Origin of the sequence: Colwellia hornerae, assembly GCF_007954355.1 — a bacterium.
Classification (GTDB): domain Bacteria; phylum Pseudomonadota; class Gammaproteobacteria; order Enterobacterales; family Alteromonadaceae; genus Colwellia_A; species Colwellia_A hornerae.
Genome location: NZ_VOLR01000016.1, coordinates 58071 through 71848 on the forward strand (window position 1 = coordinate 58071; position 13778 = coordinate 71848).

At 38.2% G+C, this 13778-nt stretch carries 11 protein-coding genes; 5 read left to right on the forward strand and 6 right to left on the reverse strand.

Translation table 11 applies throughout. From position 1 onward, the window contains the following. Positions 1-186 precede the first annotated feature (186 nt). Positions 187-1347, forward strand: coding sequence for a tRNA epoxyqueuosine(34) reductase QueG (queG, locus tag ESZ26_RS12340; protein WP_146799796.1), 1161 nt, complete (start codon positions 187-189; stop codon positions 1345-1347). Between the two features lie 4 nt (positions 1348-1351). Here the strand turns inward: queG and ESZ26_RS12345 are convergent, their stop codons facing one another. The 5 genes from ESZ26_RS12345 to orn all read right to left on the reverse strand — a co-directional run bounded on the left by ESZ26_RS12345 (position 1352) and on the right by orn (position 7970). Continuing rightward, complete coding sequence (locus ESZ26_RS12345) at positions 1352-2989, reverse strand: response regulator (RefSeq protein WP_146799797.1); 1638 nt, start codon at positions 2987-2989, stop codon at positions 1352-1354. Further along, complete coding sequence (locus tag ESZ26_RS12350) at positions 2990-3205, reverse strand: DUF1289 domain-containing protein (protein WP_146799798.1); 216 nt, start codon at positions 3203-3205, stop codon at positions 2990-2992. It abuts the gene before it with no gap. A gap of 24 nt (positions 3206-3229) precedes the next feature. Beyond that, on the reverse strand, positions 3230-6583 hold the full coding sequence (locus tag ESZ26_RS12355; protein ID WP_146799799.1) for a hypothetical protein: 3354 nt from the start codon (positions 6581-6583) through the stop codon (positions 3230-3232). Positions 6584-6770: 187 nt separating this feature from the next. Then, positions 6771-7256 (reverse strand): DUF4442 domain-containing protein, encoded by a 486-nt coding sequence (locus ESZ26_RS12360; RefSeq protein WP_146799800.1) that lies wholly within the window; start codon positions 7254-7256, stop codon positions 6771-6773. Positions 7257-7424: 168 nt separating this feature from the next. Then, entirely contained in the window at positions 7425-7970 is a 546-nt protein-coding gene (orn, locus tag ESZ26_RS12365) for an oligoribonuclease (protein ID WP_146799801.1), read from the reverse strand. A gap of 322 nt (positions 7971-8292) precedes the next feature. Between orn and rsgA the strand changes: the two genes are divergently transcribed. From rsgA to ESZ26_RS12385, 4 genes are all read left to right on the forward strand, one after another. Then, complete coding sequence (gene rsgA / locus ESZ26_RS12370) at positions 8293-9330, forward strand: small ribosomal subunit biogenesis GTPase RsgA (RefSeq protein ID WP_146799802.1); 1038 nt, start codon at positions 8293-8295, stop codon at positions 9328-9330. Between the two features lie 29 nt (positions 9331-9359). Then, on the forward strand, positions 9360-10232 hold the full coding sequence (asd, locus tag ESZ26_RS12375) for an archaetidylserine decarboxylase (protein ID WP_223271610.1): 873 nt from the start codon (positions 9360-9362) through the stop codon (positions 10230-10232). Between the two features lie 510 nt (positions 10233-10742). Further along, positions 10743-11123 carry a BlaI/MecI/CopY family transcriptional regulator gene (locus tag ESZ26_RS12380; RefSeq protein WP_146799803.1) on the forward strand — a complete coding sequence of 127 codons (381 nt, stop codon included), beginning with the start codon at positions 10743-10745 and terminating at the stop codon, positions 11121-11123. Positions 11124-11195: 72 nt separating this feature from the next. After that, on the forward strand, positions 11196-13181 hold the full coding sequence (locus ESZ26_RS12385) for a M56 family metallopeptidase (RefSeq protein ID WP_146799804.1): 1986 nt from the start codon (positions 11196-11198) through the stop codon (positions 13179-13181). Between the two features lie 2 nt (positions 13182-13183). Here ESZ26_RS12385 and ESZ26_RS12390 read toward each other — a convergent pair whose 3' ends face one another. Next, positions 13184-13681, reverse strand: coding sequence for a Spy/CpxP family protein refolding chaperone (locus ESZ26_RS12390; protein WP_170246372.1), 498 nt, complete (start codon positions 13679-13681; stop codon positions 13184-13186). Positions 13682-13778: the final 97 nt, after the last annotated feature.

The following is a 13778-nucleotide window of genomic DNA, read 5'->3' on the forward strand; positions in this document are numbered from 1 at the left end:
CCATTAAACACTAGCGGCTGTTTACTTTTAACGTGATAAACTTTACTCATCAAGTAACTTTCAATAACAGAATTTAAGCGACTTACTTCGCGCAAAAAGCGCTTTGTGATAAACTGATGAACAACCGTTTTTCTTTACTATTTTTATCTGGCCTGTGCCTGATCTGCCTGCGACAACGATGTAACTATGACAACTTCACCAATCGATTATCAAGCATTAGCCGAAAACATTAAGCGTTGGGGTCTAGCATTAGGCTTTTCTCAAGTTGGCTTTAGCGATATTGATTTATCGAGTCATGAAGACGCGTTAACGCAGTGGTTAGAAAATAATTATCACGGCGAAATGGATTACATGCACAAGCATGGTTTAATGCGAGCACGTGCCCAAGAGCTTGTTGAAGGAACAACGCGAGTGATCAGCGTACGCATGGATTATTTACCCCCCGAAGCAAAATTTGCCCGTACCCTCAAAAAGAAAGATCATGCCTATATCAGCCGCTATGCCTTGGGCCGTGACTATCATAAATTAATGCGTAAACGTCTTAAACAATTGGGTGATAAAATTAGCGAGTACTGTGAAAGCTTTAACTTTCGCCCATTTGTTGACTCCGCGCCTATTTTAGAACGCCCTTTGGCCGAAAAGGCTGGTTTAGGTTGGGTCGGTAAACATTCGCTATTAATTAACAAAAGTGCCGGTTCATGGTTTTTTCTGGGTGAGCTATTGGTTGATATTCCGTTACCGACCTCGGAGAAAACAGCCAATGAATGCGGCAGTTGTGTCTCTTGTATTAAAATTTGCCCAACCCAAGCGATAGTAGCACCCTATGTCGTAGATGCTCGTCGTTGCATATCCTATTTAACCATTGAATTACGTGACGCCATTCCAGAAGAGTTTAGGCCGTTAATTGGTAATAGAATTTATGGCTGTGATGATTGCCAGTTAATTTGCCCATGGAATAAATTTGCTAACATCAGTCACGAAGGCGACTTCTCCCCTCGTCAGAATCTTGATAACGTTGAATTATTAACGGTATTTAGCTGGGATGAAGCGACTTTTCTCAGTAAAACAGCAGGTTCTCCAATTCGCCGTATTGGTTTTAATAGCTGGCAACGTAATATTTCCGTTGCAATAGGTAATGCGCCTTATAGTGCAGAAAATATTGACGCGTTAAATGATAAGCTCACGACCGCAGAGCCTATGGTTGCTGAGCATATTCATTGGGCATTACATCAACAAGACAATAAGCGAATCGCTGCAGAGCAGCATAGTGACTTCCCAATAAAAAACCAACGTTTAACCGAGCGCTTAATTCGCAGTGTTGAAAAAGGCTTACCCCGAGACGCTTAATTAGCTAAGCTTGCTGCCACTTTATTTTCAGCTGTTCAATAGCCTCTAGACCAGCATCCTTAACTTTTGCAGACAAGAGCACAACAAGGGCTTCATCGCCAAATTTCTGATGATTTTCATCAAACTCATTACTTTCCTTAATCACGATCAATATTTTTAACAAACGCATGGTTAATTTAATATTATGTGGTGTTAATCGAAGGGCTTGCTGAATAGCTTTAAGTGCGGGTTGCAAACGATTTTTTTCGAAATGTTCAATCGCCATATCGTTTAGTTGTTTCGGTGAAAAATTAATTTCAGCACGCTCAATACTTTCTTGTTCAATATATTTATTAATAACTTGGCTCGTTAACGAGTCACCTAAAACTTGATTACTAATAATATCTAACATTTTCACCGCTTCTTCGCGCATACCCAATTCGTGAAAAACTTTCACTTTATCCAAGTTGTCTTCAATTTGTGGTGATGCGATAAAATTCACATGATTTTCAATAAGTTTAGTAGCCTTGCCTTTCTGTTCACGAACGATATATAGCCGTGCTTTTATCACTAACAACTGCTGTTTAAACTCATTTGCATCGCTATAATCATTTTGAAGTTGTTTAATATATTTATCAGTTTGCTGCAAAACTTTAAATGAACGCTCGTCGGTAATAGCCGCCGCTAAGTCAATGCCAGAGCGAATAACATTTAAAAGCAATTCAGGTGAATCATGAATAGAGTTTTTTGCTTGCTGGGCGATATTACGTGTCGCGATATATTGTCCTTCGTGGTCATGATTAAGCCGTGCTAAATCCCATGACTTTTTATTACGTTCAATATTGCGTGGCGACAACGCTGTTGCTTTTTTTATCTCATCGTAAGCTCTTTCATATTGCTCGTGCTCAATATAATATTGCGCCAGCATGTCATGAGCACCAAACCGGGTAGCAGGCTTGTTGATCAGTTTTTCAATCAATTCATTAATCTCGTTAATACGCCCCTGCTTTAGCAAAGACTTTACATAGCCTAAATAGACCCAAGCGTAGGTATACGTTTTCAGTAAGCTTTTAAAAAAAGATTCTGCTGTTTCAAATTCAAAAAGGCTTAAGTAAGCTTCCCCTTTCATCCGCAAAATATTGGGATGATACTTATGCAAACTTTCATTCAATAAATGACGGTCAGCAAAATATATAACTTTTGAAAAACTCTTAGTGTCAGTCGCTCGATACATATTGAATAATTGTTTTTTTGTTTGTAACGTGTGTATCAAACGTTGTTGTACTGTTTTAGGGGCGAGTGGTTTCACCCAAAAGTCATCAGGCTGTAATTCGACTATCGAGTTAACCAGAGATTCATTCGTTTCAGTACTGAGAAAGATCAGTACCGTGGTTTTATTAACATGACCTCTGAACTTTAATTCTTCGAGTAAATGAAAGCCGTCTTTATCACTATTGACATTAAATGAGCAAATAATTATATGAAAGCGCGTTGTTTCACATAATCTTATGCCGTAATAAGCACTCTCTGCACATTTTACGTGATTAATGCCAAGATCATATAATCCCCTTTTCAAGGTGTCATGAACTAAGCGGTTATCGTCTATTATCAACACGGTAAGTTGTGAAAAGTCGTCTAATTCACTTTGTTCAGTAATTTCCATTTAACTTTTACCTTGACTGTGCTTTTCTTGAACGGCTATTCGGCGTTGTCGACAATTCTTAATCACCGTCACTTTTTCATTATTTTTATAGCTTGTCCACGCCAAAATCTCATCAATATGGCGGAAACAGCCAAGGCAAACATCATCGCCATTTAAGCAACAGTTTCGAATACAAGGGCTAGCAACATCGATATTTTTTTCAGTGTTAAAACTCATTTATCTAGGATCCGGTAACTCATTTCATATTGCCTCAGCAAACTCATTTAGCCGTTGTTGCTGTTCGCTTAATTGACTGAATAACGCCATAACTTGTAGATGTTCAATGGTCGTATTTGGCTTAAGCTCAAACAATAATTGTTGGCTAATATCAATAAAATTTTCAGCGGCTAATATTTTACTGGGTTTAAATAAGCTATTCGTTAAACTAATCGCTAATGGGTAATTATGCACCGCTAGTGCCGTCGATAATTTTTTCATCGCGTCATCAATATCAGCAAGGTAGTCATCAAGCATTAACATTGCCAATTCTGCAGAGCCCTGATTTTTTGCATAGTGTTCGAGATTAAAAGGCTCAGTTATATCTTTTTTCGCGGCGGGTGTTAAGTCTAACGTCGATAATACTTTATCAAGCTTTTCAGTTGTGTTTAGCAGTTCAGCATCAATATTATTATACGCTTTAGTCTGATTACTTTGTGCTTTTACTTTATTAATAGCAACCACTTTAGTGGGTTTTGCTTTTAACCAAGGCTGTAAAAGTATCACTAAAGCATCAATGTCATGCAAGGCGGGTATAATTGAAACACGCCATTTTTCTGCCAACCTTGGTGTGTCATCATTGGAGAAAGTGCTTTTATTAAAAGTAAAAATATCACGGCGTACCCCTTTGCCTGCTGACATTTGAATAAAAGGAGATTGTTCAAATTCGGTAAATAACAACAAATATCTTCCTGAGCTCCAAAGTTTAGTCATAGCTTTAGGCTGACAGACAACTTTTACCTGTAGTCCTAACCATCGTAAGATACGCAGTAAGGTTAAATGTCTGCTTGGGTTTTCTACCGCAAAGAGCACTTCAACTTGACTGACTAAATACTGATGTTTATTAAACATACTGGAACTAAGTTGACTATTGGTCGTTTTTTCTGTCGTTATAAAATCGGCTAAGCTTTGCTGTAACGCTATTATTTGTAGTGGGTTTTCTGTTTGTTCGAACAAGCCATGTCGCGCTAAATGCGAGTTAAAATATGGCTGCATAACAAACAGTTTTGGCTGAATATCTTTCGCTAAACTTGATATATGTTGCTGTATTTTTTCAAGCGATTTTAGATAAAAATCGCTGCCTAAGATAACAATATCAATTCTTTCATCGGTTAGCTGTGCCGTACTCAGTTGTTTAATCATCAGCTCAGGGTTGGCTAAGGTAGCGATTATGCCATTAGCTGAAGTAACGGCTTTTTCTGTGATATTACAAATATTGTTATCACTAGATAACAACAATATATTGGTTTGCTTTAAATCAATTCTTTTTACAGATATATCTTGTGCTGCATCAGCAAAGCCAATGGGTAAAGTAAAGGAGAACTGGTAACCCTTTTCTTGTAATTGCACATTTTTATCGGTGACATTAAGGGAATCAAGCAGTAAGCTTAGGTAATCAAGCGTATCGTTTGCATGTATTTTTGCTGACTCAGCACAGTCAATCAATAACAAACGTTCGACCTCTTCGGGTAGTTTCGCTATTGCTTTTTTGCTGGTCACAGAAAAATCAAAACGCACAATTTGCTGCCCTTCATTTTTATCAATAACACCGACACCAATGTGCAAATTAGCTTTAAATAAATCAACGAGCAATAATCGGCATATACCATTTAACAGTCGATGAAATAAACGTACATCGACTTTTGCGGCAGTTAACAATTGCGGGTCTTGTTGATAATAAATTTTATTACGCTGCAAATGAGCATCGGCAATGATATTGAGTAATGCCGCGTCTATTTCATTGTGCAAAGCAACATCACTGAGTGTCATCGGTTTCACCGCAGACAAAAACTCACTACGCATTTTATGTTGTCGACACCAATCAAAAATACGCGTCAGTTGTCGATAAACTTGTACCGAGGTAACGCCAGCACCGATAGACAAACTTTGGCTTTGCAGCATACTGCGCACCACCATATTTGTTAACTTGTTGTTGTTTTCGCTCGCTTGTAATTGTCGCTGTAAAGCCTGCTCATTATCGGTCAATGCTAGTTGCTGTAGAGAATTTTTTAATTTTTTAATTTCTTCATTCTGTTGTTCTACATTGCCATTAGTGATTTGCTGCTCGGCAAGCTGTTGCTGATATTCTTGCTCACTGTGCTCAGGATTAATCATTGTTTCAAGCGCTGTTTTAAGCTGCTCGGCAATTTCTCTATTTTCCCTTGAATTTAAAAATTCAGGGCGGAGTTTTTCATCACTATTTTTCGCGCTGCTTTCAATAAACTGTCTAAATAAGTGCACACTTTCTTGACCATATTCTTTTATTTTTCTTTTGGTTTTAACTATCATCGCCAGCAAGAGTAAAAATAACAATAAAATAAAAGCAAGCAGCGCTAATTGTAAATTTTGATTGTTAACACTAACGTTTTGTTTTGCTAAAAAGTCCTTTATGTTAGCAGGCACCCAAGCAATTAATAATAATTTTTTATCTGCAGATAAGGACTCCAGCGGTATAGATTCAAGCACTAACTGCTGTAATTTTTGTTGTTGTTGCTCAATAAATTCAACATATAAACGAGACAAACGTAAATGACTACGCCACTTGGCTACTGCATTTTGTTGTGAAAATAATAACTGCTCTAAAGTATTAAGTTGTAATGTTAATAAAGAGCCTTGTTGGCTAACCGTACTTTCTTCGGGAAGAAAAGTGGTTAAGACTTGCTTTAGTTCCGTACTAACATCGTCAAAATCTATAATAGAAGACTGTAAATTTAATTGTTGAAAGGCTAATAAGGCACGGATAATGGTCTGTTGTAATTGTTGTAAGCTACTCAACTCAGTTATTTGTCTTACATAAGCTTTAGCGCGGGTTGCGGTCACTTTATCGGTGTATTTATCTGAATTTATTTGTTCTAACAAGAGATTTTTTTGTCGCTGTTTTTCTTTAATTTCAACCGTTAATTGATCATTAATTAACTGTAATTGAATGAGGGTACTTTGCTTGAGTTGAGTGTTTCTATGATGATTTTCACTGAGTTTATCAATAATACCTGAAAATTCTTTATGGCCGACATACATTAAATCAAGTTGGGCTTTATTATTTTTTACCAGTAAAGATATGTTATTGATTTGCTGTTGAGCCTGTTCGTAGTCAGCTGATAAATTTTCAGCATCAGTACGTTTGGCTAAGTTTTCTAATGCTAGATAGGTGGTTAAAATTTGTTGTTGTTGTTTGTTTTTGTTCGCTAATAACGGCAACTCGTGCTCTGCTAACGAGGTCACTTGATTATCACGAAGAACTAACAGTGTTGTTAAGGCGCTAAAGAGAAAAAATGAAAGAAAAACAATCCCAAAAAATCGTCCTGATAATTGCTGAAAAAAGTAACGAGTAGCGTCCATATTGATCAATACCTTCAACGGTAAATTTAGTTAAAAATACAGTGTAAGGAATTGTCACTAAGAATCAACGGTTTTTAATGGTGAGGTAAGCAAACCACTTTAAACATAATGCCGCTCACGACTCACTAATACCAGACGGATCAACTAGTTAGAAAGGCTTCGCATAAATACCTTGGTTTTATCAAACTTAACGTCGCTTGGTTACCCAAGCCCATTCCATTTCACAAACAATAGGCTGTTGATCTGTTTCATCGCTAATGTCGACACTAACCATCAAACTGCCTTTATCTGTATTTTCTATCTGCTCAATGTCCGCAGCACTTAACACGGCAACCGCAGACAAATTGCCTTGCATTCGTCTTTGAAAGTGAAACGTCATACTTTTCAATAGCGGTACACAAGTGTCGGGGACATTCATTCCAAAAACGATACCTGTTGCCGACTCTGCTAATAATGCCGCAGCAATAGCATGAATACCGCCAATATGGTTTTGTACTTTCTTTTTGTTTGCTAACGATAATACCGCTTTGGTATGAGAAACAGAAACCAGCTTTATTGATGAAGTACCAGCATATTTTACTGTCGAACAGAAAATTTTAGTCAGTAAAAAAGATCGGGTAAAGCGTGGCATTCTATTAACTTTACTGATTATTTTTCCAAATTTGTTCGCCATAATTTATCTGCCTGTCATTAATTTTAATTAAGTGTCGCCCAAACTGGTCTGACCTTCAAGTTTTTTTACCAAGAGGCAAGCTTATAGTGAGTGTCCGCATAAAAACTGGTGAGTGTCCGCATAAAAAAAGCGCCCTAAGCGCTTTTATTTAGACATTATTGCTGAGCTTTATAATTTAAAGAAGTGCTCTTGGTAGACTTTCAGTTCAGCAATTGACTCTAAAATATCATCAAGCGCTAAATGAGCGCCGGTTTTTACTACTTTATCTAAAACTTCCGGTTTCCAGCGACGCGCTAATTCTTTAACCGTACTGACATCTAAATTTCGGTAATGGAAATAGTCTTCAAAGTCAGGCATGTATTTATTAATAAAACGTCTGTCCTGGCCTATGCTGTTACCACACATAGGTGATTTACCTTTTGGCACAAACTGTTCAACAAATTTTAGCGTCGCCTCGGTGGCGTCAGCTAACGTGCTGACACTTTCACGGCAACGTGTCGTTAAGCCAGATTGACCATGGTGTTCAATACACCACTGGCTCATATTGTCTAACACCTCATCACTTTGGTGAATAGCAAAAACCGGTCCTTGCGCTAAAATATTTAACTGACTGTCTGTGACTATGCTGGCAATCTCTAAAATCACATCTGTATCGGGTTCTAAGCCCGTCATCTCTAAATCTAACCAAATTAAATTTGTCTCGTTACCTGTCATGCTGCTTCCTTAAAAATGCCAACTGTTTTACTAATACCAATATCATTAAATACCACTCACCGTGTGGGTAACATACGCCAAGGCAGCGCTGCTATTAATCACAATAGCTTACTATTACGCTGTTGAGTGCCTTGTTTTACTTTATTTTCTTTGCCACAGTAAGACTACAAACTCAGTGAAACTGATATTACTATTACAAGTATATTAGATGAATGGTGATTTAGTCAGTATAATACGTGACAATGAACTGTGATTAAAACTTTTTGTCGCATTACCCTTTTAAAAGACGAGTGAAACTCCATAATTATCATGATAAAACTCCATGTCTAAGCTAAAAAAACTGACCAAAGGTCAGACAAGGCGCATTAAAGATAATCAAGCTAAAAAACTGCGTAATAAACCTGAGCAAGTGCAATGGCAAGATACTGAGTTGGGAGAGCCTGAAAACGGCACGATCCTCAGCCGCTTTGGTCAGCATGCCGATGTTGAAGCGGAAAATGGTGATTGCATTCGCTGTAACATTCGCCGTGGTGTCAAATCTTTAGTCTGTGGCGATAAAGTTTTATGGCGCAGGGGTAAAGAAACACAACACAGTATTTCAGGGGTCATAGAGGCTGTTCATGAGCGCGCTTCGGTATTAAGTCGACCTGATGTTTATGACGGTGTAAAACCCATCGCGGCAAATATCACGCAAATATTAATTGTCTCTTCGGTTTTGCCTGCCTTTAACCCTGATATTATCGACCGATATTTAGTGGCCGCAGAGCAAACGGGAATCACCCCTGTTATTTTACTTAATAAAACCGATTTGCTTGATGAAGCCAGTAAAGCTGAAATTGAACAACATCTCGATATCTATCGTGAGATTGGTTATCAGGTGATCTATGTCAGTAATGAATCTCAACACGGCATAGAAGAACTAAAGAAACAACTGAGTGAACATACCAGTATCTTTGTTGGCCAGTCTGGTGTGGGTAAGTCAACACTTACTAACACCTTGATGCCTGAACTGGGTTTAATGACAAAAATAGTCTCTGAAAATTCGGGGTTAGGTCAACACACCACAACGGTTGCCCGCTTGTACCATTTTAAACAAGGTGGCGATTTAATTGATTCACCCGGTATTCGAGAGTTTGGCTTATGGCATTTAACTCCAGCAGAAGTTTATGGTGGTTTTATTGAATTTGAAGATTACTTAGGTGGTTGCCGGTTTAGAGATTGCAAACACCAAAATGATCCTGGTTGTGCATTAATTGCCGCCGGTGAAGAAATGAAAATACATCCAAAACGTTTAGCGAGTTTTCAACGAATTTTAGCCAGTTTAGGCGATAATAAATTAACCTCTCGTTTTAACGACTAAATTAATATTAATAATATAAAGGAAATTCAGTGCTTTTAAATAAATTAAAGATCACCCTTCAATATCTTATGCCTAAACATTTAATTTCGCGTTTAGCTGGAAAATTTGCCGCGGCCCAATGTGGCCGAGTAACCACGAAAGCGATTGAAGCATTTATCAAGCATTACGGCATTAATATGTCAGAAGCAAAGCTTAAAAATGCCGAAGACTTTACAACCTTCAACGATTTCTTTACCCGCGAACTAGAAGATGGCGCACGCCCGATAAATAACGATGAAGCAACACTGTGCTATCCTGTTGACGGTGCTATTAGTCAGCAAGGCGATATTACAGACGGACGATTAATCCAAGCAAAAGGCTTTGATTATTCACTGGAAACTTTACTAGGTGGTTCATATAACACCGCAAAGCCCTTTCAAGGCGGAAAGTTTTCTTGTATTTACTTAGCACCAAAAGATTATCACCGCATTCATATGCCGATGGCAGCAACATTACGCGAAATGATTTTTGTACCCGGTGATCTGTTTTCTGTTAATCCGTTAACCGCTAATAACGTGCCTAACTTATTTTCTCGTAATGAACGTGTTGTTGCTATTTTTGATACTAACTCTGGCCCCTTGGCGATGGTACTTGTTGGCGCAACCATAGTTGCCAGTATAGAAACAACTTGGGCTGGCACCATTACCTCGCCAAGAAAAAAAGGAATTTTCAGAGAAAGTTACCCTGCTGACGGCGCTGATGCGATCACTTTTGAAAAAGGTGATGAAATGGGACGCTTCAAACTTGGCTCTACGGTAGTGTCAACGTTTGCTCCTGGTATGATCGAGTTTACTGTTGATGCACATGCTGGCACAGTTACCCGTTTAGGTGAACTCTACGCCAATATTGTTAACGCCGACTAGCGATATAAAATTAATTGCTTATCAAGGAGCCAATAGTGAATTTTCTAAAAGTACGCTATTGGCTTTTAAACAAGCCTGCAGTAAGTCAAGGCTATAGGGCTTGACGCTCAGTACTATCATCAGTCATCAGAGCCATTTTTTTGTTTATCATGCCTTTGCCACTAATAACACTGGGTAACATTTTCTGTTGATGATTTTCTCAGACCGAACTTTTCGCGATTAGCCACAAAATCAGTCAATCATTTGCTAGCGCAAGCGCTAACAATAATTACTGGTCGATATTTGCTTAATATTACGCTAAGAGTTGCTGCCATTGTTACTAACTACCCCGCTCGTACTATGTTAAACCTTGAAAAAATCATAAATAAATTAAATTAAAAAACCTTTGTTATCATGGCTATATTTTAAAATAAAGCCACTAACAACAAAAGGTGTTGCTCATTTTATCAACACAAGATACGATTGCGTTCGTATATAACTTATAATTATTCATAGTATTAAGGATTTTAGATGGCTCGAGATAATACAAATATCAAGCCTACAGAAGCAGAGTTAACTTTGCTTAATGTTCTCTGGAAAGTCGGTCCAGCGACAGTTCGTCAGGTACATGATGTTGTTAGTAAAACGCAAAAAACAGGTTACACCACTGTTTTGAAGATTTTACAAATTATGCATGAGAAAACCTTGGTCATTCGAGACGAAAGTAATCGTGCCCATGTCTATGCACCATCAAATAGTGAAATATTTACACAATCTTCATTATTAAAAGATTTAGCTTCAAAGGCTTTTGGTGGCTCAACGTCAAAATTAGTGATGCGAGCTTTAGATGAATCAACCAGTAAAGAAGAAATTGCTGATATTCGCCAGTTACTTAATGAGCTAGAAAAGTAAAAGCTGCTACACTTGTTTATAGTACAATTTAAAGCGTACTAAAACATGGAAGGATAATGTCAGATTAATTTAATGAGTAGTCCATTTTTATACAATTTATCGTTAACCCTTATCCATTTTATTTGGCAAGGGATTTTCGTTGCGCTTGCGCTAAAGTTGGCATTAACATTTACTTCTTATAAAAAACCACAATGGCGTTATGCAATGGCGTCATTGGCTATGGTGGCTAATTTATTACTGCCTTTTTTCACTTTCTATATTATCTCTCAAGCTGACTTTCAACAATTTGGTCCTCTATTAAATAACAGCATGTTGTTGGACGACATTATTAACAATGACGCCCAAAATACCGCCGTTTGGTATTCCAATACAGTAGAATTTTTACCTTACTTGTCATTAACATGGGTAACAATAAGCTTTGCCTTAGCGGTAAAACTGTTCATCGAATTATATAACGTTAACCAATTACCGAAAATAGGTACCTCGCCAGCAAATGCTGAACTTGAAGCCAGATTTCAGCAGTTAGTTCAGCAAGTAAAATTAACCTGCTCACCACGACTATTAATTTCACTGAAAAATGATGTACCGATGGCAATAGGTTGGTTAAAGCCGATAGTACTTGTTCCGGTTACTATGCTGACCGGTTTAACCCCAGCACAACTGGATATGTTGATATTGCATGAACTGGCACATATTCGTCGTCATGACTATTTAGTCAACTTCATTCAGACCTTGGTGGAAATCTTTTTATTTTTCCATCCTGCTGTCCGTTGGGTGTCTAAGCAAATGCGCAATGAACGTGAATATTGTAGTGATGATATAGCGGTGCAACATTGTGGTAACCCTGTAGCGTATGCACACACACTAGCAGATACCGCTTCAATATGTGATAGCCATCGCCATCATTCTATTCCCGCCATGGCAATGGCAGCATCTGGTGGTGATTTAAAGCAGCGGGTTTTGCGTTTAATTGACCACGACCAGCACTGTTCAACAGCGACTCACTCGGGGAAATGGTTAGCGTCTATCGTCATTATTTTCTCAATTATTGCAGTTGGTAGTAAAAAATATATTCAAATTCCTAGCTTAGATATAGGTACAGATACCATTCCTTTATATCGCAGCACTGATGATGGCTTCAAAACATACAGTGATAGCGATGATACAATCGCGTTACCTTCTTTGGCGCAGCAATTATTACATCAAAGTAATGAAAATACCGCCTTAGAAAATAAATTACCCGCGAAGATGCTGTCCCCCTTTCTCCCGGACAATACCGATAAAAACGCAGTAAATGTCGAGCAAGAAATCACACAAGGCTACCTTGCTAGCGGAGGCGTTGCTAAAAGTACTGGCTTGAGAATCAACCACCAAGAAAAGAATACAGTTGAGACTCTAGCGACAGCCATAAACAATAAAATAGTTGTGCTTAAAAAGACCACGACTGAACCAGTGAATAACTTCGCTAAATCTTTGGTCAGCAAAACAAATCAAGCAGATCTGTCCAATACTCAAGTAAACGTTGAAAAATCATTGGCACAATTGGCACTAAGTCAAGCGATCACTATGGGAAAATCACCGGCTGAATTAGCCTTTGAGCGCACCGACTCAACAAAAAGTGCCTCACTATTAAAGAATCCATATGCCGCACAAATAGCTAATTTAACCAATGATCCCTTGTCAATAAATTCGCACTTAGCGATGCCAACCGCTCGCCGTTCAAAGAGCATAGAACAAGTATTTTCCTCGACAAGCAAATCGACAATTAACTTAATGCCAGCGCGCGCACCCGCACAATTATTGACATCGACCTACCCAAAATATCCTTCCAACGCTAAGCGAAAAGGTATTGAAACCGATGTAGAAGTTACCTTCACCATAGACAAGAATGGCTATGTGCGTGATATTCAATATGATGGGGAAGGCAGAGTAAGCTATTTCCGTAACACTATTCGTTCATCATTAGAAAAATGGCGTTTCACCCCAGCTAGTTATAATGACCAACCGGTAGAAAGCACCATGTCTAAAATATTTTCTTTCAGTATTGCTAAAGAGTAAGATTATTCAGCAAGATGCATTCTGCGTCGTTCATGCTTTTGATGCGACTGCATTTTTTCTTTTTGTGCCTCGGTTAATATCATTATAAAACTGTGTTTTTTCTTTGCTTTAATTAAAGCTATTTGTGCAAAGCTCTCTTGGTATTGACCTTGTAAATCAATAAACGCTTGTTCATTAAAATGCTCTGCCATCATTAAAGCTTTACGTTGTTGATGAAAACCTTGCATGCTCTCCTGCAATACTACGCGACTTTCTTTTGCCTGTTGATTTATCACTTTTACTTGCTCACGCTGCTCGTCAGTAAGCGCTAAATGCTTCGCCATCTTTTTAACTTTAGCTTTCATACCAGGCTTTGATTTTTGCTGGTGGTGACCGGCATTCTTGGCATCTTGGCGGTCATGGTCAACGCCAACACCATTATTGCTCGCCAAAGCCGCGGTACTTGCTAAGGATAGGCTTAATACTGCACCGGCTAATAACACTGATAGTTTACTTTTCATAAGATTTACCTCTGGGTTAAATAAATAATAATATCGATTCATTCTTGCAAGTGAGGTAACTATAAACCTTGCAATGCAAAGAAACGCAAGCCAGTGT